23 protein-coding genes are annotated in these 25,319 nt (G+C 72.8%); 8 read left to right on the plus strand and 15 right to left on the minus strand.

What is annotated here, in order from left to right:
- Positions 1–10 precede the first annotated feature (10 nt).
- The 3 genes from A4E84_RS08515 to A4E84_RS08525 all read right to left on the minus strand — a co-directional run bounded on the left by A4E84_RS08515 (position 11) and on the right by A4E84_RS08525 (position 2,174).
- A complete protein-coding gene (locus A4E84_RS08515) occupies positions 11–646 on the minus strand; it encodes a TetR/AcrR family transcriptional regulator (protein ID WP_062925952.1) in 636 nt (211 codons plus the stop codon).
- 70 nt (positions 647–716) lie between these two features.
- Entirely contained in the window at positions 717–962 is a 246-nt protein-coding gene (locus tag A4E84_RS08520; protein WP_062925953.1) for a YiaA/YiaB family inner membrane protein, read from the minus strand.
- Between the two features lie 60 nt (positions 963–1,022).
- Positions 1,023–2,174 (minus strand): acyl-CoA dehydrogenase family protein, encoded by a 1,152-nt coding sequence (locus A4E84_RS08525; protein WP_062931367.1) that lies wholly within the window; start codon positions 2,172–2,174, stop codon positions 1,023–1,025.
- A 75-nt stretch (positions 2,175–2,249) separates the two neighbouring features.
- Here A4E84_RS08525 and A4E84_RS08530 point away from each other — a divergent pair, with 75 nt between their 5' ends.
- The 3 genes from A4E84_RS08530 to A4E84_RS08540 all read left to right on the plus strand — a co-directional run bounded on the left by A4E84_RS08530 (position 2,250) and on the right by A4E84_RS08540 (position 4,868).
- Complete coding sequence (locus tag A4E84_RS08530; protein WP_062925954.1) at positions 2,250–2,891, plus strand: TetR/AcrR family transcriptional regulator; 642 nt, start codon at positions 2,250–2,252, stop codon at positions 2,889–2,891.
- A 46-nt stretch (positions 2,892–2,937) separates the two neighbouring features.
- A complete protein-coding gene (locus tag A4E84_RS08535; protein WP_062925955.1) occupies positions 2,938–3,648 on the plus strand; it encodes an ArsR/SmtB family transcription factor in 711 nt (236 codons plus the stop codon).
- A 257-nt stretch (positions 3,649–3,905) separates the two neighbouring features.
- The gene (locus A4E84_RS08540; RefSeq protein ID WP_062925956.1) at positions 3,906–4,868 is read left to right on the plus strand and encodes a DMT family transporter; all 963 of its coding nucleotides are present in this window, start codon (positions 3,906–3,908) and stop codon (positions 4,866–4,868) included.
- On the opposite strand, the gene A4E84_RS08545 is transcribed toward A4E84_RS08540, so the two are convergent.
- The 11 genes from A4E84_RS08545 to A4E84_RS08595 form a co-directional block, all read right to left on the minus strand.
- Positions 4,857–6,218 carry an MFS transporter gene (locus tag A4E84_RS08545; protein ID WP_062925957.1) on the minus strand — a complete coding sequence of 454 codons (1,362 nt, stop codon included), beginning with the start codon at positions 6,216–6,218 and terminating at the stop codon, positions 4,857–4,859. The genes A4E84_RS08540 and A4E84_RS08545 overlap by 12 nt on opposite strands.
- Positions 6,219–6,410: 192 nt before the next feature.
- Positions 6,411–7,493, minus strand: a complete 1,083-nt coding sequence (locus tag A4E84_RS08550) for a Zn-dependent alcohol dehydrogenase (RefSeq protein WP_062925958.1) — start codon at positions 7,491–7,493, stop codon at positions 6,411–6,413.
- A 19-nt stretch (positions 7,494–7,512) separates the two neighbouring features.
- Positions 7,513–8,901 carry an aldehyde dehydrogenase family protein gene (locus A4E84_RS08555; RefSeq protein ID WP_062925959.1) on the minus strand — a complete coding sequence of 463 codons (1,389 nt, stop codon included), beginning with the start codon at positions 8,899–8,901 and terminating at the stop codon, positions 7,513–7,515.
- A 121-nt stretch (positions 8,902–9,022) separates the two neighbouring features.
- Positions 9,023–10,357 (minus strand): ABC transporter ATP-binding protein, encoded by a 1,335-nt coding sequence (locus A4E84_RS08560; protein ID WP_062925960.1) that lies wholly within the window; start codon positions 10,355–10,357, stop codon positions 9,023–9,025.
- Between the two features lie 170 nt (positions 10,358–10,527).
- Positions 10,528–11,523: a class F sortase gene (locus A4E84_RS45695; protein WP_418082193.1), complete on the minus strand. Its 996-nt coding sequence runs from the start codon at positions 11,521–11,523 to the stop codon at positions 10,528–10,530.
- A 544-nt stretch (positions 11,524–12,067) separates the two neighbouring features.
- A complete protein-coding gene (locus A4E84_RS08570) occupies positions 12,068–12,655 on the minus strand; it encodes a hypothetical protein (protein ID WP_062931368.1) in 588 nt (195 codons plus the stop codon).
- A gap of 100 nt (positions 12,656–12,755) precedes the next feature.
- Complete coding sequence (locus A4E84_RS08575; RefSeq protein ID WP_062931369.1) at positions 12,756–14,024, minus strand: MFS transporter; 1,269 nt, start codon at positions 14,022–14,024, stop codon at positions 12,756–12,758.
- 23 nt (positions 14,025–14,047) lie between these two features.
- Positions 14,048–15,490, minus strand: coding sequence for a CitMHS family transporter (locus tag A4E84_RS08580; RefSeq protein WP_062925961.1), 1,443 nt, complete (start codon positions 15,488–15,490; stop codon positions 14,048–14,050).
- Between the two features lie 135 nt (positions 15,491–15,625).
- Complete coding sequence (locus tag A4E84_RS08585) at positions 15,626–17,893, minus strand: molybdopterin oxidoreductase family protein (RefSeq protein WP_062925962.1); 2,268 nt, start codon at positions 17,891–17,893, stop codon at positions 15,626–15,628.
- A gap of 94 nt (positions 17,894–17,987) precedes the next feature.
- On the minus strand, positions 17,988–18,608 hold the full coding sequence (locus A4E84_RS08590; RefSeq protein ID WP_062925963.1) for a TetR/AcrR family transcriptional regulator: 621 nt from the start codon (positions 18,606–18,608) through the stop codon (positions 17,988–17,990).
- Entirely contained in the window at positions 18,605–19,201 is a 597-nt protein-coding gene (locus A4E84_RS08595; RefSeq protein ID WP_062925964.1) for a hypothetical protein, read from the minus strand. Before A4E84_RS08595 ends, A4E84_RS08590 begins: the two co-directional genes overlap by 4 nt.
- Positions 19,202–19,353: 152 nt before the next feature.
- Here A4E84_RS08595 and hmgA point away from each other — a divergent pair, with 152 nt between their 5' ends.
- From hmgA to A4E84_RS08610, 3 genes are read left to right on the plus strand one after another with little or no spacing between them, the layout of a single operon-like run.
- Positions 19,354–20,706: a homogentisate 1,2-dioxygenase gene (gene hmgA, locus A4E84_RS08600; RefSeq protein ID WP_062925965.1), complete on the plus strand. Its 1,353-nt coding sequence runs from the start codon at positions 19,354–19,356 to the stop codon at positions 20,704–20,706.
- Between the two features lie 26 nt (positions 20,707–20,732).
- The gene (locus A4E84_RS08605) at positions 20,733–21,482 is read left to right on the plus strand and encodes a GntR family transcriptional regulator (RefSeq protein WP_062925966.1); all 750 of its coding nucleotides are present in this window, start codon (positions 20,733–20,735) and stop codon (positions 21,480–21,482) included.
- Positions 21,483–21,508: 26 nt separating this feature from the next.
- A complete protein-coding gene (locus tag A4E84_RS08610) occupies positions 21,509–22,663 on the plus strand; it encodes a type ISP restriction/modification enzyme (RefSeq protein WP_062925967.1) in 1,155 nt (384 codons plus the stop codon).
- On the opposite strand, the gene A4E84_RS08615 is transcribed toward A4E84_RS08610, so the two are convergent.
- Entirely contained in the window at positions 22,664–23,380 is a 717-nt protein-coding gene (locus tag A4E84_RS08615; RefSeq protein WP_033312820.1) for a TetR/AcrR family transcriptional regulator, read from the minus strand.
- A gap of 63 nt (positions 23,381–23,443) precedes the next feature.
- Between A4E84_RS08615 and A4E84_RS08620 the strand changes: the two genes are divergently transcribed.
- Positions 23,444–24,418 (plus strand): ATP-binding cassette domain-containing protein, encoded by a 975-nt coding sequence (locus A4E84_RS08620; RefSeq protein WP_062925968.1) that lies wholly within the window; start codon positions 23,444–23,446, stop codon positions 24,416–24,418.
- Positions 24,415–25,197, plus strand: a complete 783-nt coding sequence (locus tag A4E84_RS08625) for an ABC transporter permease (RefSeq protein ID WP_062925969.1) — start codon at positions 24,415–24,417, stop codon at positions 25,195–25,197. Before A4E84_RS08620 ends, A4E84_RS08625 begins: the two co-directional genes overlap by 4 nt.
- Positions 25,198–25,319 lie beyond the last annotated feature (122 nt).

The raw sequence follows: 25,319 nt of genomic DNA on the forward strand, positions 1-25,319 counted from the left end.
CCGCCGGACCTCAGACCGCCGGGCCCTGGGCCCCGACCATGCGCAGCACCAGCTCGGCGTACAGCTCGCCGACCTGCTCCGGCGTGCGGGGCCCGTCGACGTTGAACCACCGCGCGACGTCGATGCAGAGCGACAGCACGGCCAGCGTGGTGCCGTGCACGTCGATGACCTCGAACTCGCCGGACCGCGCGCCCTCCTCGATGATCCCGCGCACCTCGCCGTCGACCTGGCGGCGCAGTGCGAGGATCTCGGCGCGGGCGTCGGGCCCGAGGGACTCCAGCTCGTACTGCACGACCCGCGCGGTGGTCCGCCCGCCCGCGTGCCAGCGGACGAAGGAGCTCACCGCGTCGGCGAGCCGCTCGGTGGCGCTGCCCTCGCGGCGGGACGCCGTCCGCAGGATCTCCAGGGCCTTCTCGTGCCCGATCCTGCTGATGCGGTGCAGCAGCTCTTCCTTGGTCTTGTAGTGGATGTAGAGCGCGGCCGGGCTCATCCCGGCGCGACCCGCGATGTCGCGGGTCGTCGTGGCGTGGTAGCCGCGCTCGGCGAAGGCCTCCACCGCGGCGATCAGCAGCCGCCGCGCCGCGTCGGGCGTGACCTCGCCCCACGCCTGCGCCTCGCCGCCGGCCGTATCCTCCGCCGTACTCATCGCTCGCCCCTCTCCACTGGCAGGAGGAACACCATACCGCCGAAGGTGAGCGAGCGCTTAGTGTGGCCGCTCAGCGCTTCTCGAAGGGGGCGTACGAGGGGGCCGCACCGTCCTGCCGGTCCCGGATCACCTTGGCCAGGGTGAAGGAGGACGTGACCAGGTACAGGACGGCGATCGCGAGGAAGGCCCGCACCCAGGCGTCGGCGCTGAGCTGGTAGATGCCGATCGCGGTGGCCGCCATGGCGACGGCGAAGGAGGCGACGGCCTGGCCGTAGAAGGCGGCCGTGTTCTGCTGCTTGCCCGGTGTGTCACTCATGGGGGAAAGCATCGGCGGACGTGGCCCGCGCCACATCCGCCGAAGTACTCAGACACGTACTCAGAACGCCGAGACGCCGGTCAGCGCCCGCCCGATGACCAGCTTCTGGATCTGGCTCGTGCCCTCGTAGAGGGTCATGACGCGGGCGTCCCGCAGCAGCTTGCCCGCCGGGTACTCGTCGATGTAGCCGTAGCCGCCGAACACCTGGAGCGCGTTGTTGGCGGCGCGGACGGCGGCCTCCGAGGCGAACAGTTTGGCCTTGGACGACTCGACGGCGAACGGCTGCCCCCGGTCGATCAGGTCGGCGACCCGCCAGGTGAGCAGGCGCGCGGCGTCCACGTCGAGGGCGATGTCGCTGAGCAGCTCCTGGACCAGCTGGTGATGGGCGATGGTCCTGCCGAACTGCTCGCGCTCCCCCGCGTAGCGCACGGCCGCGTCGAGGGCGGCCTGGGCTATGCCGACACAGCCCGCTGCGACCGACATCCGGCCCTTGGCGAGAGCCGACATGGCGATGGAGAAGCCCTTGCCCTCCTCCCCCAGCAGGGCGGAGGCCGGCACGCGTACGTCTTCCAGGGCGAGTTCGGCCGTGGCCTGGCCGCGCAGCCCGAGCTTGCCGTGGATGGTGCGGCGGGTCAGGCCGGGCGTCTCGGCCGGGACGAGAAAGGCGGAGACGCCCTTGTGGCCCGGGGCGTCCGTGGAGCGGGCGAAGAGCAGGACGACGTCGGCCCAGGTGCCGTTGGTGATGAACGTCTTGGTGCCGTTGAGGACGTAGTCGTCGCCGTCCCGTACGGCCCGGGTCACCAGGTTGCCCGCGTCCGAGCCCGTGCCCGGCTCGGTCAGGCCGAAGCAGCCGATCGACGCGCCGGAGGTCAGCCCGGGCAGCCAGCGCCGCTTCTGCTCCTCGCTCCCCCAGGCGGCGACGGTCTTGGCGACCAGCCCGAGGGAGACGGAGACGATGCCGCGCACGGACGAGTCGCCCCGGCCCAGCTCCTCCGTGACCAGGCAGTACGCAAGGTGGTCACCCCCGGAGCCGCCGTACTCCTCGTCGATCGTCAGGCCCAGGAAACCGACCTCCCCGAGCTTCTTGACGATCGCCCGGTCGACCTCCTCGGCGCGGTCCCAGGCGATGACGTGCGGGGTGATCTCGCGCTCCACGAAGTCCCGCGCGAGCTGCCGGACAGCGCTCTGCTCCTCGCTGAGCTCCAGATTCACCACAGGTCACCCCATTGAAAGCCGGACATTTAAATTAGCACTGCTAGTTTACAGCGTAGCCCTACTATGTGCGCCATGGCCCGACCGCGCAAGCCCCTGCTCAGCACCGACCGGATCGTCGAGGCGGCCCGCGCGCTCGTGGACGCGGAGGGTCTGGCCGCCGTCTCCACACGGCGGCTCGCCGCCGAACTGGGGGTCAGCGGGCCCTCTCTGTACAACCACTTCCGCACCAAGGACGAGATCCTGGAGGCGGTCGCCGACTCGGTGAGCGGCCAGGTGGACCTGTCGATGTTCCAGGACGGCCGGGACTGGCGGACCGCGCTGCACGACTGGGCCGTCTCCTACCGGGCCGCCCTGCGCGACCACCCGAACATCGTCCCGGTGCTGGCCCGCGGCCCCGGCCGCCGCCCGGCCGGACTGCGCCTGGCGGACGCCGTCTACGGCGCGATGGTCGCCGCGGGATGGCCGCCCGCGCAGGCCACGTCCATCGGCGCGCTGATGCGCTACTTCGTGATGGGCTCCGCCCTCGGCTCCTTCGCCGGGGGATTCGTGGACGACGCGAGCGCCTACGACCCCGCCGACTACCCCCATCTCCAGCAGGCCCACCTCCTCGCCGAGCAGCAGGAGAAGATCGACGAGCGCGCCTTCGAGACCGGTCTGACGGCCCTGCTGGACGGGCTGGCGCGGCAGTACGAGCAGGTGCGGCGTACGGCGTAGCGACGCTTCGGCGACCGCCGAACCGTCCGTGTCCCATGCTGGGGACATGACGACGAGGGATCCCCGGGCCACGGCCCTGGCCCGGTTCGCCGCGCTGTTCGCGGACGAGACCCGGGCCGCCTGCCTGCTGGCGCTGCTCGACGGCCGGGCCTGGACCGCGGGCGAGCTGGCACGGCACGCGGGGGTGGCCGCCTCGACGCTGAGCGAGCACCTGGGCCGGCTCGTCACGGGTGGGCTGCTCACCGAGGATCGGCAGGGCCGGCACCGCTACGTCCGGCTGGCCGACGCCCGGATCGCCCAGCTGGTGGAGGATCTCGCCTCCCAGGTCCCGCCGGGCACCGCCGTACGGCCGCGGAACCTGCGGGAGTCGAACGCAGGGTCGGCGATGGCCCGGGGCCGCACGTGTTACGACCATCTCGCCGGGCGGCTCGGCATCGCGGTCACCGACGCGCTGACGGCCCGCGGGCTGCTGCAGCAGGAGACGGGGTTCGCGCTCACCGACGCGGGGACGGCGTGGTTCGTCTCGGCCGGTATCGCCCTCGACCGGCAGAGTCGGCGGCCGCTCGCCCGGGCCTGTCTCGACTGGACCGAACGCCGGCCCCATCTCGCGGGCGTCGCGGGCGCGGCGCTGTGCCGGCACGCCCTGGACACGGGCTGGTGCGTGCGCATCGGCTCGGAACGGGCCGTGAAGGTGACGGCGGCCGGCGAGCGCGCCCTGTGGGACCTGCTGGGGGTGGAGGCGATGGCGTTGCGGTAGCCGCGCACGCCGCCCCTCCGACCGGGCACTGCGCCCTGGGACCGCGCCCGGCACTTCCTACCCGGCACGACACCCCGGCCAACCCGCACCGCACCCATCCGACCCAGCACGACACCCCGGCCAACCCGCACCGCACCCATCCGACCCAGCACGACACCCCGGCCAACCCGGCACGGCGCCCCTGCGGCCGCGCAAGGCGCCCCCGTCCGAAATCCGCGAGCCTTCGGGGCCCTTCCCCTCCTAGCCTCTGGAGCATGATGTCGAACAACTCCCCGTCCCGTCCCGGCCGCCGGGCGGAGCTGCTCGCCGCCGGCGCGGCGGCGGTCACCGTCGTGCTGTGGGCGTCCGCCTTCGTCTCGATCCGCAGCGCCGGTGACGCGTACTCACCCGGCGCGCTGGCGCTCGGGCGGCTGCTGGCCGGGGCGCTGACGCTGGGGGTGATCTGCCTGCTGCGGCGGGAAGGGGTGCCGCCGCGCTCGGCCTGGCGCGGGATCGCGATATCGGGAGTGCTGTGGTTCGGCTTCTACATGGTCGCCCTCAACTGGGGCGAGCAGCAGGTCGACGCGGGTACGGCCGCCCTGGTCGTGAACACCGGGCCGATCCTGATCGCGCTGCTCGGTGCCCGGCTGCTCGGCGACCCGATGCCGCCGCGGCTGCTGGCGGGGATGGCCGTGTCGTTCGCCGGAGCCGTGACGGTGGGCCTGTCGATGTCGGGCGAGGGCGGGTCCTCGGTGCTCGGGGTGGTGCTGTGCCTGCTGGCGGCGATCGCGTACGCCGGTGGCGTCGTGGCGCAGAAGCCGGCGCTGGGCTCGGCGAGCCCCTTGCAGGTGACGACGTTCGGGTGCCTGGTCGGCGCGGTGCTGTGCCTGCCGTTCGCGGGGCAGCTCGTCCAGGAGGCCGGTGACGCCCCGGCTTCCGCGACGCTCAACATGCTCTACCTGGGCGTCTTCCCGACCGCCCTCGCCTTCACGACGTGGGCGTACGCGCTGTCCCGGACGACCGCGAGCCGGATGGGCGCGACGACGTACGCGGCGCCCGCACTGGTCGTCCTGATGTCGTGGCTGTTCCTCGGCGAGGTACCGGGGCTGCTCACGCTGGTGGGCGGGGTGCTGTGCCTGGCCGGGGTGGCGGTGTCGCGGTCGCGGGCCGCGGCCCGGAACGCGGCTCCGGGAGCGGTTCCGGAGCCGCGGTCCGAGCAGGCCGGGGACTCAGCTCGTTGACCCGGCCTTCGTCTCCGGCCCGGTCTGTGCCTCCGCCGCACGTGCCCGGTCCGCGAGGATCTTGATCGACATCAGTGCGATCACCGAGAGCACGATGATGTACCCGGACACGGCCATCGACGTGCCCGTCGCCTCCAGGAGCAGCACCATCATGAAGGGCGCGAGCCCGCCGCCCGCGACGGCCGCGATCTGGTAGCCGAGGGAGGCGCCGGTGTAGCGCATCTCGGGCGTGAACAGCTCGGCGAACAGGGCGGCCTGGGGGCCGTACATGATGCTCAGGAAGCAGCTGGCGACGAACGTGCCGACCGCGAGCCACAGCAGTGATCCGGTGTCGATCAGCAGGAAGAGCGGTACGGCCCACAGCGCGATGCCCACGGCACCGAGGGCGTAGATGCGGATGCGGCCGACGCGGTCGGAGAGCGCGGCGGAGGCCGGGATCAGCACCAGCTGGGTGAGGCTGACGCAGAGCGAGACGGTGAGCACCGCGCTCTTCTTCATGTCCAGCTCGCGGGTCGTGTAGTCGAGGACGCCGGTGATGAGGATGTAGAAGGTGGCGGTGTTCACGGCGAAGGAGCCGCCGGCCAGGAACACCGTGCCCAGGTGGCCGCGCAGGATCGTACGCAGGGGCGAGTTCTGCTCGGACTTCTCCTTCTCGGCGAGCGCCCGTTCGGCCTCCCGGAACGCCGGGGTCTCCTCGACGCGCGTGTGGATGTACCAGGCGAGCCCCAGGACCAGCAGGCCGACCAGGAACGGCACGCGCCAGCCCCAGGACGCGAACGCCGAGTCGGTGGTGAGGGCGCCGGCCAGCAGGAAGACGGTGTTGGCGGTGACCACGCCGATGGGGACGCCGAGCTGGACGACGCTGCCGTAGACGCCGCGCTTGCCCTCCGGGGCGTACTCGGTGGCCAGGAGCATCGCGCCGCCCCACTGGGCGCCGACGGCGACGCCCTGGGCGACGCGCAGCAGGACGAGCAGGATCGGGGCGGCGACGCCGATGGTTTCGTAGGTGGGCAGCAGGCCGATGCCGGTGGTGGCGACGCCCATCAGGGTGAGCGCGAGGACGAGCATCGGCTTGCGGCCGCGCTTGTCGCCGAGGTGTCCGGCGACGATGCCGCCGATGGGCCGGGCGAGGAAGCCGACGGCGAAGGTGGCGAACGAGGCGAGGACGCCTGCCGTGGTGCTGCCGGCGGGGAAGTAGAGGTCGCCGAGCACGAGGGCGGCGGCGATGCCGAAGACGAAGTAGTCGTACCACTCGACGGCCGAGGCGAGCGCCGCCGCGGTGGCCACGCGACGGCGGTTGCCGACGGCGGGCGTGGTCGTGGCGGGCTGAGCGGAAGGTGCCGTGTCCATGCGGTGCACGCTCCGGGGGGTGCGGGGGACGGAACGGGGGGTGGCTTGAGTTCCGGGGAACGTACTGACCGGACGGTATGTACGTCAACGGGTCGCGCACCAGGACTTTTGCCTGTACTTGGCATTGACCACGGGCCCGGGCATGCCGAAGACCCCGGCCGCGCGGGGGCCGGGGTACCGGACGATTCGGGCCTAGAAGACGACCAGGGCCCGGCCGCCCTTGCCCGCCAGCATGTTCTCGAAGGCCGCCGGAATGCCGTCCAGGGAGATGTGTTCCGTCACCAGCGCGCTCAGGTCGAGGCGGCCCGCCCGGATGTGTTCGGCCAGGACGGGGAGGTCCCGGGCCGGGTCGGAGTTGCCGTAGACGCAGCCGGAGAGGGTGCGGCCCCAGTGGAAGATCTCCAGGGCGTTGAAGGTGACCTGCTGGTCCTTGCCGCCGATGCCGACGACCGTGGTGCGGCCGCCGCGGCGGGTGGAGTCCCAGGCCGTGCGGATGGTGACCGCGCGGCCGGCGCACTCCACGGCGACGTCGACGCCCTGCTTGCCGGTGAGGCCGCGGATCTCGCGGGCGGTGGTGTCGGAGGCGACGACGTAGTCGGTGGCGCCGGCCGCCTTGGCCAGTTCCTCCTTCTCGGCGGACACGTCCACCGCGACGATCTTCGAGGCACCCGCGATCCGGGCGGCCTGGAGGGCGGCGAGGCCCACTCCCCCGACGCCGAACACCGCGACGGTCTCACCCCGCCGGACCCGGGCCGAGTGGTGGACGGCGCCGTAGCCGGTGAGGACGGCGCAGCCGAGCAGGGCCGCGTCGGTGAGCGGGACGCCGTCGGGGACGGGCAGCACGCAGGAGGCGTAGACGACCGTCTCCTCGGCGAACGCGGCGACGTTCAGGCCGGGGTGGAGGTCGGTGCCGTCCGTGGTGCGGGCGTAGACGTCGGCGGCGCCGCTGAGGGCGTTGGCGCACAGCCACACCTCGCCGAGCGAGCAGGCGTGGCAGGCGCCGCAGGAGGGGGCCCAGTTGAGGACGACGCCGTCGCCGGGTGAGACATGGTCGACGCCCTCCCCGACGGAGACGACCGTGCCGGCACCCTCGTGCCCGAGGACGGCCGGGACGGGCACGCGCATGGTGCCGTCGGACAGGGACAGGTCGGAGTGGCAGACCCCGGCGGCGGCGAGCCGGACGCGGACCTGGCCGGGCCCGGGGTCGGGCAGGTCGATGCCGGTGATCTCCAGCGGGGAGCCGATGGCGGGCAGGACGGCGGCGCGGACAGCCATGACGGAAGGGACTCCCTGACTAGAACTGGAGGGACTTGGTCTGGAGGTACTCGGCCAGTCCGTGCACGCCGAGTTCGCGGCCCACACCCGACTGCTTGTAGCCGCCGAAAGGCGCGAGGGGGTTGAAGCGACCGCCGTTGATGTCGACCTGGCCGGTCTCCATCCGGCGCGCGAACGCCACCGCCTCGGCCTCGTCGCCGGCCCAGACGGCGCCGGCCAGGCCGTACACCGTGCCGTTGGCGATGCGCAGGGCGTCGTCCTCGTCCTCGTACTTCAGGATCGACAGGACCGGGCCGAAGATTTCCTCCTGCGCGATGGTCATGTCCTCGGTGACGTCGGCGAAGACGGTCGGGCTGACGAAGTAGCCCTGTTCGCGGGGGGCTTCGGGACCGCCGGCGACCAGGCGGGCGCCCTCGGCGACGCCCTTCTCGATGTAGCCGCGCACCCGGTCCTGCTGCTTGGCGTTGACGACCGGGCCGATGCGGTCGCCGTACTTGGCGGCGGCGGCAGCGGCGAGTTCGACGGCTTCGTCGTACCGGTCGCGGTGGACGAGCATCCGGGTCCAGGCGCTGCAGGTCTGCCCGGAGTTGGACATGACGTTGGCGACCCCGACGTTGACCGCCTTGGCCAGGTCGGCGCTCGGGAGGATGACGTTGGCGGACTTGCCGCCCAGTTCGAGGGCGACCTTCTTGACCTGCCCGGCGGCGACCGCGGCGATCTGCCGGCCCACGGCGGTGGAGCCGGTGAAGGAGACCAGGTCGACGCCGGGGTGCTCGGCGAGGGCCTGTCCCGCGACCGGGCCGAGGCCGGTGACCAGGTTGAAGACGCCCGCCGGGAGCCCGGCCTCGTGCACCGCGTCGGCGAACAGCCGGGCGACCAGCGGGGTGTCCTCGGCGGGCTTCACCACGACCGTGCAGCCGGCCGCGAGGGCCGGGGCGACCTTGGCGACGATCTGGTGCAGCGGGTAGTTCCAGGGCGTGATCGCGGCCACGACACCGATCGGTTCGTGGTGCACGACCGAGTTGCCGGTCTTCTCCTCGAAGGCGTACGCGGCCGCCAGTTCGGCGTACGAGCCCGCCACCGCGATCGGCACGCCCGCGTGGACGGCCTGCGAGAACTTCAGCGGCGAGCCGAGCTCGGCCGTGACGGTCTCGGCGATCTCGTCGGCTCGGGTCACGAGCACGTCCCGCAGGGCGGCCAGACGCGCCGCGCGCTCGGCGGGCGGGGTCGCGGCCCAGTCCGGCAGGGCGGCGCGGGCGGCCCGTACGGCGGCGTCGACGTCCTCGGCGGTACCGGCCGGGACCGTGCCGATGACCTGCTCGTCGACCGGGTTCACGACCTCGATCACGTCCTGGCCGGCGGCGGGGCGCCAGGCACCCTCGATGTACATGCCGTCGTATGCCTTCATCGCGCTTCCTCCGGGGCGGGGCGTCATCGTCCGACACATAAACTAGCGACGATAGTTTTCTGGCGCCAGACACCACCGGTCATCAGAGCACGCGGACGGCCACGTCCCGATGTGCCGCTCCTCACTCCCCCAGGTCGGGCAGGCGGTCCGGGTGCGGACAGATCCGGTCGCCGTGCTGGTCGAAGACGAAGAGGTGGGCGAGGTCCACGAGGAGCGGTACCTGCATGCCGTGCCGGAGGGCCAGGTCCGGGGTGGTACGGACGATGAGATCGCCGGGCAGGCGCGCGTCGGCGGTCGCGGGGGCGGCGGCCTCCGGGTGGTCCAGGGCGATCACGGGTCCGGCCCGCCCTGCCCCTGACCGCTCCCGGAGCCTCGTGAGGACCGAGCCGTCGCGGCGGCGGCGCCGGGCGGGGCGGCCGGGCCGGGGGCGTGGGGCTTCCAGGTCGGGGACGACGGCGGGGCTGGAGCCGGTGCTGAAGTGGACCAGGATCTCGTGCCCCTGGAACTCCACGTGCTCGACCAGGCCGGTGATCGGCACCTCGCCGGGGCGGGCCGCGCTGTGCTTCGCGATCCGGACGGCCTCCGAGCGCAGACCCACGATGACCTCACGACCCTGCTGGACCCGCAGCAACTGGTGGTCCAGGGAGAGCGGTTCGGGCAGGCGGAGGAACTGCTTGCCCAGGCTGATGGTCATCGCCCCGTCGAGCGGAGCCCGCACCAGGCCGCGCACCAAATTGATGCGCGGGGTGCCGATGAAGGCCGCGACGAAGACGTTGCGGGGCAGCGCGTAGACCGCGCGGGGGCTGTCGACCTGCTGGAGGACGCCGCCGCGCAGCACCGCGACCCGGTCGCCGAGCGACATGGCCTCGGCCTGGTCGTGGGTGACGTAGATCGTGGTGACGCCCAGTTCCCGGGTGAGCCGGGAGATCTCGGCCCGCAGATGGGTGCGGAGTTTGGCGTCGAGGTTGGACAGGGGCTCGTCCATCAGGAAGGCGGAAGGATGGCGGGCGATGGCCCGGCCCATGGCCACGCGCTGGCGTTCGCCGCCGGAGAGCTGGCCGGGCAGGCGGTCCAGGAGGTCCTCGATGCCGAGCATGCGGGCGGTGGCGTCGACGCGGGGGCGGGGGTCGGTGCCCGGGGCCTCGATGCGCAGCGGGAAGCCGATGTTGGCGCGGCTCGTCATGTTCGGGTAGAGGGCGAAGTTCTGGAAGACCATCGCCATGTCCCGGCCGGAGGGCGGCAGGTCGTTGGCGTACTCGCCGTCGAGCAGCAGCTGGCCCTCGTCGATCTCCTCCAGCCCCGCGATCATCCTGAGCACGGTCGATTTGCCGCAGCCGGACGGCCCGAGCAGCACGAGGAACTCGCCGGGCGAGATGTCCAGCGACAGCCGGTCCACCACGCGGGGGCCGCGCGGATAGGCCTTGCTCACGTCGTGCAGGGAGATGGCGCGTGTCATGAGGTGCCCCCGAGGGGTCTTCAGGGCGCTGGTGCTCCGCGGTCGGAAGCCCCGTGCGGGTCGTACGGGGCTCTGGGTCACGGAAGTTAACGGACTGTGTGCGGCCTGGGGAAGACACCGGACAAGATCGGGGGCTTCGGTCCATCTGGCGAGAAGGCGGACGGCCCGGTTCAGCGGATGCCGGTGAGGTGGGCGAAGACGACCACGTTGCCGGAGTAGCCCTTCCTGCGGTCGTAGCTGCCGCCGCAGGTGATCAGACGCAGCTCGGGGCGGCCCCGGGCGCCGTACACCTCCTGGCTGGGGAAGTGCGCCTTCTCGTACGACTTGATCTTGTCGACCGTGTAGACGGCGATCCGCCCGTCGACGCGGCGGGCCTTGACGATCCGGCCCCGTTTCAGCTCGGTCAGCCCCGCGAAGACGGCGGGCCCGCTGTCCGTGTCCAGGTGCCCTACGGCCACGGCGGTGCCCTGCTCGCCGGGTGAGGCGCCGTGCTGGTACCAGCCGACGAGCCTGGGGTCGTCGTCCGGCGGCGCGGTGAGGCGGCGGTCGCGGTCGAGGCCGAGGCCCATGACCGGGGCATCGACGCGGAGGTAGGGGATGAGGAGCCGGGTGGCCCGGGAGCGGGGCAGGGGACGGGGGCCGGGCGGGGAGTGGGGCTTCCGGGCGGCCGGGGCGGGGACCCGGGCGGCGGGCCTGGGAGGAGCGGGGCGCGGGGTGGCGACCGCGGGACGGCTGTGCGGCGCGGCGGGGTTGCCCTTGCGGGCCCCGGGGGGGGGGGAACTGGGGATGGGGGGATGGGGGGCTACGCGAGGGCCTTGGGTGCGGGCGCCGTTGGGGACGGGGCGGGGGGCGGGGGGGGCGTCGGTGGCGGGCCCCGGGGCGCGGGGGGTGGCCGCGGAGGCGGCCGTCCGGGGTGGGCCGGTGCGCGGGCTGGGGGCGGTGGAGGCGGCCGTGCGGGCAGCGGTGCCGGTGCGGGCGCCGGAGGCTCCCGGCGAGGCGGTCGCACGGGGACCTGGAGATGGGGGCAGGGCAGCGGTGCCCGTGCCGGAGCCGGCCGGGTGGGCGGCCGTCGTGAGGTCCGGCGGGAGGGCCGTGACCGTCGAGCCGGGCTCTTCGCCCCGGTCCCAGCAGACCCCGGCCACGAGCAGCATGGCGACGGCTACCACGACCGTCCTGGTCAGCCGATAGGCACGCGTCCGGTACCGGGGCCTACGGCCTCGCCCGGACCACCCGTCAGGGACGCCGGCGGCCATCGCGTACCGCCCGCCCGGGCCGGCGCCGGAACCACGCCGCCCGACGGGGGCCGCAGCGGACCTGCCCCCACGCCGGGCCCCCGGGGCCCGAGCGGACCCGGCCCCACGCCGACCCTCTGGCGCCGCGGCAACGCCGCCCCCACGCCGCCCCACTGCAGCACCGGCAGACCCCGAACCCGACCGAGACCCCGAACCGCCGACCACTCCCCGCCGAACCTCCGAAGCCCCGGCAGAACCAGCCCCGCCCCCACGCCGCCCCGACGACACGCGAGCGGCACCAGTACCACCCCCGCTCCGCCCCGGCGGCACACCGAAGGAACCGGCGTCCGCCGCTCGCCGAACCGCCGGGGCGGCGCCGGGCCGGGCGCCGCCTGCACGTCGCCTCACCGGCCCGGCGCCGGACCCCAGCGCGTCTCCGCCCCGCCCCAGCGGGGCGGAGCGATCCGCGGAACGTGGCTTACGCGGCGCCATCGGGGCGGCGGCGGAGCCGGAACCAGACCGTCCCGGCCACGGCGGCCAGGCCGACCGCGGCCGCGCCGGTGACCGGCGTGAAGGCCTCACCGCGGGCGATGCCGCCACCGCCCGCCGGCGGGCCGCCGACCGGCGTCGTCGGCTTGGAGGTCGGGCAGTCGACCTTGAACACCTTGAACTTGCCCGCACCGTGGGCCTGGTCGGTGAGCCACGTCAGCTTGTACTGCCCGTTGGGCAGGTCGACGGCCGCGGTACGCCCCGCGCCGGTCGCGTCGGCGGTGAAGCTGCCCGTGCGGGTGGCGCCGCCCGGGACCTCGGGCTGGGTCTGGATGGTCCAGTTGACCTTCTCGCCCGCGTCGAAGTTGAACGCGGCGAGGTAGAAGTCGCAGACCTTCGGGTCGTTGCGCTGGTTGGCCGCGGCCGTCGTGCTGGCGTGGATCTTGACGTCTCCGTTGTCCCCCGGAATGGGGGCGGCGACGGCGGACACCCCGCTCAGGGTGGTCCCTGCGAGGGTGAGGGCGGCGACGACGGCGGTGCGGGTGCCGGCACGACGCGCGAGGGGTACGACGGGCATGAACATGCCTCCAAGTCAGATGATTTACATACAAACACCTCGTCACCTGACTTTCTGTCACCTCAGCACCCAAGAGGGCGCAGCACCGCCCAACGACGCGTCAGATATCGCTCTTCCGGCGCAGCGGCACCCGGCACCGGAAGCCCCTCCGCGCACCGCGGACCTCACCATCAGCCTCCTGCACCGGCTCCGACTCCCCCGGCTCCCCCCGCGACCGTACGGCGACCCCCGACGACAGCAGCAACAGCACTCCCAGCATCACGAACGGCGCCGCCACACCCGCGACCCCGGCGATCAGCCCCGCCGCGGCGGGCGCGGCGACCTGGCCGAGCCGGTTGCCGGTGAGGCGCAGGGCCAGGGCCGTGGAACGGGCGTCGTCGGGGGCGGCTTGGACGACCGTCGTCATGGACAGCGGCTGGCCGACCCCGAGGCAGAAGCCCAGCGCGACCAGCAGCAGCCCGAGCGCCCACACCGGCAGCGGCAGGGCGATGCCCGCGCACAGCAGGGCCGCCAGCAGACAGGTGACCGTCAGCAGCAGGGTCCGCCCGAGCAGCCGCAGCAGGGGGGTCAGCACCAGGCGGCAGGCGATCGTGGCCGCCGCGCGCAGACTCAGCAGGATGCCGATCACGGACGGCGCGATGCCCCGGTGCTCGCCGACCACCGGGAGGTAGGCGGTCAGGATGTCCGTCGCGGACAGCACGGCGAGGCTGGTGAAGATGCCCGCCGGCACTCCCCGGGTGCGCAGGATGCCCCGGACCGGGACCCGGTCGCCCTTGTCCGCGCGGGACGTGGACGCCGTGCGGCGATCCTCGATGCGCCACAGCGAGGTGAACGCCACCGCCGCCGTGGCACCCGCCACGATCAGGGCGAGCGCGCTGCTGCCGGCCAGGTCCTCGCCGCCGATCAGCACGCCCGCGGCGATGGGGCCGACGAGCTGCCCGAGGGCGGCGCCGATGGTGAAGTGACCGAAGTTGCGGTCCTGTTCGTGCGGCGCGGACTGGCGGGCGACGAGGGACTGGGAGCCGATGACGAAGCACAGGTGCCCGAGGCCCATCACCCCGCTCCACAGGGCCATCGTCCCCAGGGAACCGGCGACCCCGCTGAGGGCGCAGCCACCTGATATGAGGACCACGCCGACCGGCAGCAGGGGCGCGCAGCGGCCGTGGTCGGTGCGGCGGCCGAGGGGGACGGCGGCGAAGAGGGGCAGCAGGGCGTACACACCGGCGATCACGCCGATCGCGCGCTCGTCCGCACCCAGCGCGAGGGCCCGGTAGGAGACGGCGGGCCGGGCCATCGACACCGCCCCCTGCGCGAAGCCGAAGGCGATGACGAGGCGGAGCAGCCAGCCGCGGTTCCCACCGGGCCTCACGATGACGTCGTCCATGGAGTGGTTCAGATGATCCCGAACAGCATGCCTGCGCCGAGGATGACCAGGCAGGTGAGGGCGGCCCACTTCACGACGAACCTGGTGTGGTCGCCGAACTCCACCTTGGCCATGCCGACCAGGACGTAGACCGCCGGGACGAGCGGGCTGGACATGTGCAGCGGCTGGCCGACCAGGGAGGCGCGGGCCATCTCCAGCGGGGTGACCCCGTGGGCGGCTCCCGCCTCGGCGAGGACGGGCAGGACACCGAAGTAGAAGCCGTCGTTCGACATGAAGTAGGTGAGCGGCAGGCTCAGGATGCCGGTGACGAGGGCCATGTGCGGGCCCATGCTGGCGGGGATGACGTCCACCATCCACTTGGCCATGTGGTCGACCATGCCGGTGCCCTGGAGGACGCCGGTGAAGACGGCGGCGGCGAAGACCATGCCGGAGACGTTCAGGACGTTGTCGGCGTGGGCGGCCAGACGGGCCCTCTGGTCGGGGATGTGCGGGAAGTTCACGGAGAGGACGAGCGCGGCACCGATCAGGAACAGCACCGGGATCGGCAGCCACTCCATGATCATGGCGGTGAGCAGGCCGACCGTGAGCAGCGCGTTGAACCAGTAGAGCTTGGGACGCAGGGTGGGCCGGTTCGGGTCGAGGCCCTGGAAGCCGTCGCCGTCCCCGGAGTCCGCGGAGCCGGCGGAGCCCGTGGCGCTCTCGGGAGCGTCCGTGCCGGAGCCGGCGCCGCCCGTGCCGCCCTTGCGCATCGAGACCTTGCCGTCGCCGGAGCCGCCGGACCCGACGAGGACCGTCTCGGTCTCCTTCTCCTCCTCCAGCACCTCGTCCAGGGTCAGCACACCCAGCCGCCGGCGCTCGCGCACGCCGAGCACGTAGGAGAGGACGAAGACGAAGGCCAGGCCGACCAGGAGCGCCGGGATCATCGGGACGAAGATGTCACTCGCGTCGAGCTTCAGCGCGGTCGCGGCGCGGGCGGTCGGGCCGCCCCACGGCAGGGTGTTCATCACGCCGTTGGCCATGGCGGCGACACCGGTCATCACGACCAGGCTCATCTTCAGGCGCTTGTACAGCGGGTACATCGCCGAGACGGTGATCATGAAGGTGGTCGAGCCGTCGCCGTCCAGCGACACGATCGCGGCGAGCAGGGCGGTGCCCACGACGATCCGCATCGGGTCGGCTTTGCAGAATTTGAGAATGCCGCGGACGATCGGGTCGAAGAGACCGACATCGATCATCACGCCGAAGTAGACGATCGCGAACATGAGCATCGCCGCGGTGGGGGCGAGGTCGGTCACGCCGTCGAGGACGTAGTCGCCGAGCTCGGCGCCCTTGCCGACGAACACGCAGAACAGCGCGGGAATCAGCACGAGCGCCGCGATCGGCGACATCTTCTTCATCATGATCAGGACCAGGAAGGTCGCGATCATGGCGAAGCCGAGGATGGTCAGCATGAGTTGATACCTAACGTTCGCCCTTGAACATCCCACCAGGGCCGGCGGTGTCCGAGACGTTAGGTGCGTTCAAGCAGCGTTAACAAGACGTTGACGTGCGAGCAATAAGCGCAAAACTGCTGGTCACAGCTTTGCTCAGGTCAGAGCGGTGAGCTTTTCGGTCACGGCGGACGCTTCCGGGTCCGTCTCGGGGGCGACCTCGACCGGCACTCCGTTGAGGACCGCGTTGCCCGACAGCGGGTCGAGCAGACGGCCGTCGAGGAGCTGGTTGACGTTGACGCCGGGGTCCGTGGACGCGTGGCTGAGGCGGGTGCCGGGACGGTTGTGGCCCCAGCCGTGCGGCAGGCTCACCACGCCCCGGCGGATCGCGTCGGTGACCTCCGCGGGTGCGGTGACCTCTCCCCCGGCGCCCTTGACGCGCACGGCGGCCCCGTCCTCGATGCCCAGCCGTTCGGCGTCCTCGGGGTGGATGTGCAGGGTGCAGCGGTTGGAGCCCCCGGTGAGGGCGGGCACGTTGTGCATCCAGCTGTTGTTGGAGCGCAGATGGCGGCGGCCGACCAGGACGAGCCCTTCGGGGCGTTCGGCCAGGGCCGCGCGCAGGCGGGGCAGGTCGTCCGCGATCGGGCCGGGCAGCAGCTCCACCCGGCCACTGCGGGTCTTCAGGGGCTGCGGCAGGCGGGGCTCCAGCGGCCCGAGGTCGATGCCGTGGGGGTGTGCGAGCAGCTTGTCCAGGCTGAGGCCGTCCGGCCGCACGCCGAAGCCGTCGCCGTAGGGGCCGAGGCGCAGCATCATGTCGAGCCGTCGCTCGGGGCCGGTGTCGCCGCTGAGCCGGGCGGCGAGCTCGCGCGGATCACCGCCGTGGACCGGCGAGTGCGGCTCGGTGACCGCCTTGCCGAGGGTCTGGTCGATGACCATCCGGTCGACGGCTGCCGGGTCCGTTCCGTGCATGCCCGTGACCGCCAGGATCAGCCGCGCCAGGATCTCCGTCTCCGCCATGCGGCCCGGCTCCAGCGGGACGGCCGGGCGGGTGTAGCGGACCTGGTTGCGTACGGCGAGGGTGTTGAAGGCGAAGTCGTGGTGCGGGCTCTGGGAGGGCGGGGGCGGGGGCAGGACGACGTCGGCGTGGCGCGAGGTCTCGTTGAGGTACGGGTCGACGCTGACCATGAAGTCGAGCGAGGCGAGGGCCTTGTCGAGCCGGTCGCCGTCGGGCGCGGACAGCACGGGGTTGGCGGCGACGGCGATCAGCGCGCGCACCGGTTCCCCTTCCTCGGTGGCGGTGTCGATCTCCTCGGCGAGGGCCGACAGGGGCAGTTCGCCCTTCGCCTCGGGGTGCCGGCTCACCCGGGAGTGCCAGCGCCCGAGGGCGAAGCCGCGGCCCGGTCCGGCGGGGCGCGGGGTCTTGTCGGTGGCCGCCTGCGGGAAAAGCGCGCCGCCGGGCCGGTCGAGGTTGCCGGTGAGGATGTTGAGGACGTCGACGAGCCAGCTGGCCAGGGTGCCGTGCGGGACGGTGCAGCTGCCGATGCGGCCGTACACGGCGGCGGCCGGGGCGGCGGCCAGGTCGCGGGCGAGGGCGCGGATCGCGTCGGCCTCGACGTCGCAGGCCTCGGCGACGGCTTCGGGGGTGAACTCCCGGATGGCGTCGGACAGTTCCTCGACGCCCTGGACGTGCGGGGCCGGCTCGACGAGCCTCTCCTCGAAGAGCACCTGTGCCATCGCGGCCAGCAGCAGCGCGTCGGTGCCGGGGCGGACGGCGATGTGCCGGTCGGCGAGCTTCGCGGTGCGGGTGCGCCGCGGGTCGATCACGACGAGGGTGCCGCCCCGGGCCTTGAGCGCCTTCAGCTTGCCCGGGAAGTCGGGGGCGGTGCACAGACTGCCGTTGGACTCCAGCGGGTTGGCGCCGATCAGGAGCAGATGTCCGGTGCGGTCGAGGTCGGGCACGGGGATGGCGTTCGCGTCGCCGAAGAGCAGGCCGCTGGAGACGTGCTTGGGCATCTGGTCGACCGTGGACGCGGTGAAGACGCTGCGGGTGCCGAGCCCGGCGAGCAGGACGGGCGGGTAGAGGGCACCGGCCATGGTGTGCACGTTGGGGTTGCCGAGGACGACTCCGACGGAGTTCGGGCCATGGCGTTCCAGGACGGGCCGGATGCCGGCGGCGACCGCGTCGAAGGCCTCCTCCCAGGTGGCCTCGCGCAGCTCGCCGTCCCTCCGTACGAGCGGCGTGCGCAGCCGGTCGGGGTCGGAGTCGACTGCTCCGAAGGAGGCGCCCTTGGGGCAGATGAATCCCTGGCTGAACACGTCGTCGCGGTCACCTCGGGCGTGGGTGACGCGCGTCCCCTCGATGGTGAGCGTCAGGCCGCAGGTGGCCTCGCACAGGGGACAGATACGCAGGGCGGTGCGGGACACGGGTCCTCCCGGGGCGGCGGCTACGGTGACGCACTGACGCGCCCGAGCATACCGACCGGTATGCATCTCGGGGAGGGCCTGGCGGGGACGGAGGTCAGTCGAGGGCGCGGGCCAGATAGGCGCGCAGCATCTCCCTGGCCTCCGCGATGACCCGCTCGTCCCCCTCCGGTGCGACCCGGAACGCCAGGTGCACGAGGGTGTCGGCGGTCTCGACGGCGACGAGGAAGACCCGGCGCAGATCCTCGTCCGGTTCGCGGTCGAGGTAGCCGGAGAGGAGTTCGGTGAGGCGGTCGGCGACGCGGTGGTTGGGTTCGGTGTGGCGGGCACCGACCGGGATCTGGTTGCCGAAGTCGACGAGCGAGAAGCCGGGCGCGGTGCGCTTCATCTCCAGGTACTCGTCGAGCACGGCGTCCATGGCCGTGCGCCAGCCCCCGTCCTCGCCGGCCTGCCGCAGGCGCTGGGTGACGCGCTCGGAGTACCGCTCCAGGTTGCGCTGCGCCAGCGCGTCGGCCATCTGGCGTTTGTTGCCGAAGAAGCGGTAGACCGAGCCGATCGGGACCGCGGCCCGCTGGGCGACGGCACGGGTACTCAGGGCGTCGTAACCGACCTCGTCGAGGAGGTCGGCGCACGCGTCGAGGATCCTGGTCAGGCGTTCGGCGCTGCGCCGCTGCACGGGCGCACGACGGAGCGATGTCGCGTGGGGCACGGGCTTCATGATGCCCCTTGGGGGCGGTCCGGTGAACCTCGCCCCCCGCTGTCCTCGCCCTGCGTGCGGGCCTTGCGCCGGGAGGACGCGTCCGGCGTCGTCCCCGGTCCGGGCTCCGACGCGGTGATGTCGGCCGTGCCCTCCACGGGCTTGCCGTCCACGGCCCACACGGTGCCGTCGTCGGCGTAGAGGCGGGCCGTGACGCGGTGCGTGCCGCGCGGGACGAGGCGGGCGTCGAGCCGGTGGGCGGGGGTGTGGAGCCGGGCGACGGGACGGCCGTCGACATAGAGGCGCGCGAGCCCCCGCCCGGCCACCGCGCGTGCTGCCGCGCCGGCCGGTGAGAAGCGGAAGTTGCGCACGGCCAGGCGTACGTCCCAGCCGCCGGCCGCGTCGGGCTGTACCTCGATGCCGACGCCGGGGGCGTCCTCCTGGCCGACCTCACGAAAGGGCCGCCCCTCCGGGTCCCGGTCCTCCAGGATCTTGCCCACCGGGGCGGGCGACGCACCGCCCTCCCGGGCGTCATCGGTGCCACAGCCCGCGGATCCGGCCAGAAGGAGGACACAGACCGCGAGCGCGGCCAGAGGTTTCCGTGTCCACGACATGTCTGCGAGCGTAGAACACACGTCCGCCTCCGCGGATCATTCTCAAGTCGGGTTCAGGTCATCCGTCGAGAGGATGGGCGCGCCCCTCTTGCGTCGGGGAAATCGCAATCCTACGGTGCTCCATAGGAATCGAACGCAAGGGAGCAGCGATCATGGGCGATGGGGGTACCTCCCGCGCGAGCGGGTTCGGGCGTGGGGAAGCGCGGAAGACCGCCGAAGCGCTGACCTACCTCTCCGGCTTCGGCAACGAGCACAGCTCGGAGGCCGTCCCGGGCGCATTGCCCGAGGGCCGCAACTCGCCGCAGCGTGCCCCGCTCGGGCTCTACGCGGAGCAGCTGAGCGGTTCGGCGTTCACCGAGCCGCGGGCGCACAACCGCCGTTCGTGGCTGTACCGGATCCGCCCGTCGGCCGCGCACCCGGCGTTCACCCGGACCCACAACGGCTCGGTCCGCACCGCCCCCTTCAACCAGACCGTGCCCGACCCCAACCGCCTGCGCTGGAACCCGCTGCCCGACCCGGCGCCCGAGACGGACTTCCTGGCGGGCCTGTGGACCCTGGGCGGCAACGGCGACGCCACTCAGCGCACCGGTATCGCCGTGCACCTCTACGCGGCCAACGCCTCGATGGACCGGGTGTTCAGCGACGCCGACGGCGAGCTGCTGATCGTCCCGGAGCGCGGCGGGCTGCTGCTGCGCACGGAGTTCGGTCTGCTGCATGTGGAGCCGGGACACGTGGCGTTGATTCCGCGTGGGGTCCGCTTCCGTGTGGAGCTGCTCGATGCGTCCGCCCGCGGTTATGTGTGCGAGAACTACGGCGCGCCCTTCCGTCTCCCCGACCTGGGCCCGATCGGCGCCAACGGGCTCGCCAACCCCCGGGACTTCCGCGCCCCGGTCGCCGCGTACGAGGACGTCGAGGGACCGGTGGAGGTGGTGAACAAGTTCTGCGGCAACCTGTGGACGGCCCACTACGACCACTCCCCCCTCGACGTGGTGGCCTGGCACGGCAACCACGTGCCGTACGTCTACGACCTGCGCCGCTTCAATGCGCTCGGCACCATCACCTACGACCACCCGGACCCGTCGATCTTCACGGTGCTGACCTCCCCGTCGGACACCCCGGGGCTGGCGGGTGTCGACTTCGTGGTGTTCGCGCCGCGCTGGCTCGTGGGCGAGGACACGTTCCGGCCGCCGTACTTCCACCGGAACGTGATGAGCGAGTACATGGGCCTGATCGAGGGCGCGTACGACGCGAAGGCGGAGGGCTTCGTGCCGGGCGGCGGCTCGCTGCACAACATGATGTCGGCACACGGCCCGGACCGGGAGACGTTCGACCGGGCGAGCGCCGCCGAGCTGAAGCCGCAGAAGATCGACGACGGCCTGGCGTTCATGTTCGAGACGCGCTGGCCGGTGACCCTCACCCCGCACGCGGCCCGGGCCGAGCACCTCCAGCAGCGCTACGACGACGTCTGGCAGGGCCTTCAGCGTCACTTCCGTCCCTTGCACTGATCATTTCCTACCGGTACGGATGACCCGTGACCTCCTTCGCCCCGGACTCCATCGTCCTGAACCGCAAGCTGCCGCTCTGGTACCAGGTCTCGCAGTCGCTGCGCGCCTCGATCCTCGGCCGCTCGCCCCAGGACCCGCTGCGGCTGCCCACGGAGGAGCAGCTGGCGGGGCACTACGGGGTGAGCGTGCTGACGATGCGGCAGGCGCTGAAGGAGCTGGAGGACGAGGGGCTGATCACGCGCCACCGGCGGCGGGGCACGTTCATCGAGCCGCACGCGCGCAGGGGCTCCCCGGTGCGGCTGCTCGGCTCGGTGGACGCGATCGTGGCCCAGCAGTCCGGCATGACGACCGAACTGCTGGACCACGGCAGTGCGCCCGTACCGGCCGGCCTCGCCGAGTTCTTCCCGGACGTGCGGGAGGTCGCGACGTACCACCGGCTGCGGAGCGACGAGAAGACCGGTGAGCCGACGAATCACGCCCGCAACTACGTGCGGCCCGAACTGGCCGCGCGGATCGATCCGGACGACCTCGTCCGGTGGCCCATGACGAAGGTGCTGCGGGACGTGGTGGGGGCGGACATCAGCCGCATCACGGACACGGTGGAGGCGCGGCTGGCCGACCCGGAGACCTCGAAACTGCTCCAAGTCCCCCTGCTGAGCCCGATCCTGCACTACACGGGCGTGACCTACGACGCCGCGGGGCGGGTCCTCGACGCCGCGGTCATCCACTACCGGGGGGACCGGTTCTCCTTCACGGTAACCCTGGAAGCCACCTGACCCGCGGGCCGTCGTCAGGTCGTACGATGCCCAGCGTGACGCACGACGACGCTCCGCTGCTGGCGGACCTCATGCCGTGGTCCGTCGCACCGCCGCGGCTCGGCCGGGGCTGGCCGGCGGCGCCCGACGCGGCGTCCCTCAGGGCCCGCTGGGACGCCTTGCTGAAGGCCGAGGGACCCGACCGCGAGACCCTGTTCGAACCGACCCGCTCGCGCACGCTGCACACGGCGGTCGGGCAGCTGCCCGGCCGGACCGGCAGCGGCACGCAGAAGCTGGTGCGCGCCTCGGGACCCTGCCCGGAGCCGGAACGCGTCCTGCTCGCGCCCTACGACGAGCAGTGGCTGATCCCCGACCAGCGGCTGATCGACGCGGCCCGCCCGGAGCTGTGGCGGGTGGCGGACGAACGGCAGGTCTTCGTGGTGGAGACGCCCGAGGCCACCCCGCCCCTGTTCGTCACCTCACTGCTCCCGCTGCTCCGCCCCGGCCGGATCCGCCCTCTGTTCCGGCGCCCGGGCGGCCACGAGCCGAACCTGGCCCCCGGTCTGCTGGAGCACCTCGGCACCCGTCTGGGCGGCACCCCGGCGCCGCTGGACGTACTGGCCTGGATCACGGCCACGGCCCGCCCGGACCTCACCGTCCCGCTCACCAGGGACGCCGACGAATGGGAGCGGGGCCTGGAGCGGGGCCACCGGATGCTGTGGCTGATGCGCCGCGACGGCGAACGCCCGAAGCTCCCCGGCGGCCGCCGCCCCTACGTCCGCGCCCCCCTGCCCTCCCGACCCGTGACGCTGCACTACGACCGGGACGAGGAGGCCCTGTTCCTGGACGAGGGCCGCATCTCCCCGGTGCCGCCGGAGGCCTGGGACTTCGAAGCGGGCGGAGTGCGCGTCCTGGAGCAGTGGTTCGCCACCCGCGTCGCCGTCGCCGAGCCGGGCACGCTGGCGGCGATCCGCCCCGCGACCTGGCCCCAGCCCTGGACCTCGGAGCTGCTGGAGCTGATCACCGTCCTCGCGCTCCTCGCCGAACTGAGGCCCCTGGAGGAGCTCGAACTCCCCGACCCGGTCACGGCGGCGGAGCTGCGCACGGCAGGCGTCCTCCCGGTGCCGGGCACGGCCCGCCGGCCCGCTTCGGTACTGGAGGGCCCCGAGGAGGGCCCGGAGGGTCAACTGGCTCTGCTCTAGCTAGCGGAGGTCGGGGTCGAAGGCGTCCAGGATGCGTTCGAGGGCCCGTCTGAACACCGCCTCCAGGTCGACGGGTCCGCTCTGCTCCGTGAAGGACGCGGTCAGCCGCGGATACGCGCCGGTGGCGATCTGGCTGCCCAGATAGGCCATGCGGACCGCGTTCTCCTCCTCCGCCGACCACGGCATGGCGCGGGTGCGTTCGGCGGTCGCGATCTCGTTGCCCGTGTACGTCGTCACCACCCCGTTGAGCAGCGCGATCAGCTCCGTCTTCGTGCCCGCCGGCACATCGAGCGGTTCGAGGCAGGCCAGGCAGTGCTCCAGGTAGCGCAGGGTGTTGGGGCTGAAGCCGAACACCCCCGGCATCAGGCGCGGCACCCAGGTGTGGCGGTACATGATGGCGCGCGTCTCCTCCGCGTTGCGGAGCATGTCGGCGCGCCAGTCGCCCGAGGGTTCGAACATCTCGTGCTCGGCACCGATGGCGTCGATCATCAGCTCGTACAGGTCCTCCTTGCGGGGGACGTAGTTGTACAGCGACATCGTGCCGCAGCCCAGCTCCGCTGCGACCTGCCGCATGGTGACCCCGTCCAGCCCCGACGCGTCGGCGATCCGCACCGCCGCCGCCGCGATGTCGGCGCGGGTGAACGCCGGTTTCGGCCCACGGCCGGTGCGCTCGGGGCGCGCCCAGATCACTTCGGGTACGGCCGCTCGGTCCGCCATCGATCATCACCTCGGCCACCATCCTAGTTACGTACAGCGTACGTAGTGAGCTATGGTCATGCCATGACTTCTACGTACGCTGTACTTAGTGAAGGTCTGGAGAAGCGGTTCGGGCAGGTCCACGCCCTGCGAGGGCTGGATCTCGCGGTCGCCGAGGGGACGGTCTGCGGGGTCCTCGGGCCGAACGGGGCCGGGAAGACGACGGCCGTCGGGCTGTTGACCACGCTCCTGCGGCCGGACGCGGGCTCCGCCCGGGTCGCGGGGCACGACCTCGTCCGCGAAGCCGCCGCCGTCCGCGGCCGGATCTCCGTCACCGGGCAGGACACCTCGATCGACGGAGACCTCACCGGACGCCAGAACCTCCGGTTGTTCGGCCGGCTGCACCGGGTGCGCGGTCCGGCCGACCGGACCGCGGAGCTCCTCGACCGCTTCGGCCTGACCGAGGCCGCCGACCGCCCCGCGTCCACCTACTCCGGCGGCATGCGCCGCCGCCTGGACCTCGCGGCGAGCCTGGTCCGCCGCCCCGACGTGCTGTTCCTGGACGAGCCGACGACCGGCCTCGACCCGGTCAGCCGCACCCTCATCCGGGACGTCGTGCGCGGCCTGACCGCCGAGGGCACGACCGTGCTGCTCACCACGCAGTACCTGGAGGAGGCCGACCAGCTGGCCGACGACATCGCCCTGGTGGACCGCGGCCGGGTCACCCACACCGGTTCTCCGGCGCAGCTCAAGTCGCTCGTCGGGGCACAGGCCGAGGTCGTCGTGCCGGACGCGGACCTCCTCACCGGGGCGGCGGCCGTACTGGACCGGCTGACGGGCGCGCAGCCGTCGTTCGACCACGAGCGCAACGCCGTCGGCGCGGTCAGCAAGGACCCGACCCTCACGATCCCGCTGCTGGTGCGCGCCCTGGACACGGCGGGCGTCCCGCTGCTCGACGTGAGCCTGCGCCCGCCGACCCTCGACGACGTGTTCCTGCGCCTGACGGAGACCGCACCCGAGCCGACCGAGACGACCCGAGACAAGGAGCGTGCCGCATGAGCATGCTGGCGTACGACGGAACCGCGATGCTGGGCCGCCAGCTGCTGCGGCTGCGCAACAACCCGGGGCTGCTCATCCTCACCCAGACGATGCCGATCAGCATGCTGCTGTTCTTCGGCTACGTCTTCGGCAGCGCGCTGGCGGTGCCGGGCGAGGCGTACCGGGCCTTCCTCGTGCCGGGCCTGCTGGTGGCGACCGCCTCGGGCGGGATCATGGCCGGCATGTTCCAGGCGGCCCAGGACACGCACCGGGGCGTGACGAACCGCTTGCGTACGCTGCCGGTGAGCCGGGCGGCCGTACCGCTGGGGCAGGCCGCGGCGGACCTCGCGGCCACGGCCGTCGGGACGGTGCCGTTCCTGCTGGTGGGGCTCGCGGTGGGCTGGCGGGTCGAGGGGAGCCTGCCCGAAGCGGCGGGGGCGTTCGCGCTGCTGATGCTGTTCCGCTGCGCGTGCACCTGGGCCGGGATCTACCTCGGCCTGCTCACCCGCAACGAGGAGGCGGCCGGCCAGCTGGGCGGGGCGACGTTCCTGTTGCCGCTGCTGTCCAGCGCGTACATCCCGACGGGCGGGCTGCCGGGCTGGCTGCGGACGGTCGCCGAGTGGAATCCGATCAGCGCGGTGGCGACGGCCCTGCGGGACCTCTTCGGCAACGCGCCGGTACCCGACGGGGCGGCCTGGCCGGTGGCCCACCCCGTCGCGGGGTCGCTCGTGTGGTGCGCCGTGCTGCTCGGGGTGTTCGTGCCGCTGGCCGTGCGTCAGTACGCGCACGGCCAGCGGTGAACGGGCGGTCGCGGACGTCACCCCCGGTCACTGCCGGGCGGGGATGAGGCACCGACAGGGGGCGGGCCGCGCTCGGGAACGCACCTGGCGCCGCTGCGTGCCGCGGGGATGACGGACGACGG

This window comes from Streptomyces qaidamensis (assembly GCF_001611795.1).
Classification (GTDB): domain Bacteria; phylum Actinomycetota; class Actinomycetes; order Streptomycetales; family Streptomycetaceae; genus Streptomyces; species Streptomyces qaidamensis.

What these genes read in the sequence shown, in the direction of transcription:
- A4E84_RS08615 (WP_033312820.1), bottom strand. Translation starts at nt 23,380, where the DNA reads ATGGCGGACCGAGCGGCCGTACCCGAAGTGATCTGGGCGCGCCCCGAG.
- A4E84_RS08625 (WP_062925969.1), top strand. Translation starts at nt 24,415, where the DNA reads ATGAGCATGCTGGCGTACGACGGAACCGCGATGCTGGGCCGCCAGCTG.
- A4E84_RS08620 (WP_062925968.1), top strand. Translation starts at nt 23,444, where the DNA reads ATGACTTCTACGTACGCTGTACTTAGTGAAGGTCTGGAGAAGCGGTTC.
- A4E84_RS08520 (WP_062925953.1), bottom strand. Translation starts at nt 962, where the DNA reads ATGAGTGACACACCGGGCAAGCAGCAGAACACGGCCGCCTTCTACGGC.
- A4E84_RS08530 (WP_062925954.1), top strand. Translation starts at nt 2,250, where the DNA reads ATGGCCCGACCGCGCAAGCCCCTGCTCAGCACCGACCGGATCGTCGAG.
- A4E84_RS08555 (WP_062925959.1), bottom strand. Translation starts at nt 8,901, where the DNA reads ATGAAGGCATACGACGGCATGTACATCGAGGGTGCCTGGCGCCCCGCC.
- A4E84_RS08595 (WP_062925964.1), bottom strand. Translation starts at nt 19,201, where the DNA reads ATGTCGTGGACACGGAAACCTCTGGCCGCGCTCGCGGTCTGTGTCCTC.
- A4E84_RS08545 (WP_062925957.1), bottom strand. Translation starts at nt 6,218, where the DNA reads ATGGACACGGCACCTTCCGCTCAGCCCGCCACGACCACGCCCGCCGTC.
- hmgA (WP_062925965.1), top strand. Translation starts at nt 19,354, where the DNA reads ATGGGCGATGGGGGTACCTCCCGCGCGAGCGGGTTCGGGCGTGGGGAA.
- A4E84_RS08535 (WP_062925955.1), top strand. Translation starts at nt 2,938, where the DNA reads ATGACGACGAGGGATCCCCGGGCCACGGCCCTGGCCCGGTTCGCCGCG.
- A4E84_RS08540 (WP_062925956.1), top strand. Translation starts at nt 3,906, where the DNA reads ATGTCGAACAACTCCCCGTCCCGTCCCGGCCGCCGGGCGGAGCTGCTC.
- A4E84_RS08610 (WP_062925967.1), top strand. Translation starts at nt 21,509, where the DNA reads ATGCCCAGCGTGACGCACGACGACGCTCCGCTGCTGGCGGACCTCATG.
- A4E84_RS08550 (WP_062925958.1), bottom strand. Translation starts at nt 7,493, where the DNA reads ATGGCTGTCCGCGCCGCCGTCCTGCCCGCCATCGGCTCCCCGCTGGAG.
- A4E84_RS08580 (WP_062925961.1), bottom strand. Translation starts at nt 15,490, where the DNA reads ATGCTGACCATCCTCGGCTTCGCCATGATCGCGACCTTCCTGGTCCTG.
- A4E84_RS08560 (WP_062925960.1), bottom strand. Translation starts at nt 10,357, where the DNA reads ATGACACGCGCCATCTCCCTGCACGACGTGAGCAAGGCCTATCCGCGC.
- A4E84_RS08570 (WP_062931368.1), bottom strand. Translation starts at nt 12,655, where the DNA reads ATGCCCGTCGTACCCCTCGCGCGTCGTGCCGGCACCCGCACCGCCGTC.
- A4E84_RS08590 (WP_062925963.1), bottom strand. Translation starts at nt 18,608, where the DNA reads ATGAAGCCCGTGCCCCACGCGACATCGCTCCGTCGTGCGCCCGTGCAG.
- A4E84_RS08515 (WP_062925952.1), bottom strand. Translation starts at nt 646, where the DNA reads ATGAGTACGGCGGAGGATACGGCCGGCGGCGAGGCGCAGGCGTGGGGC.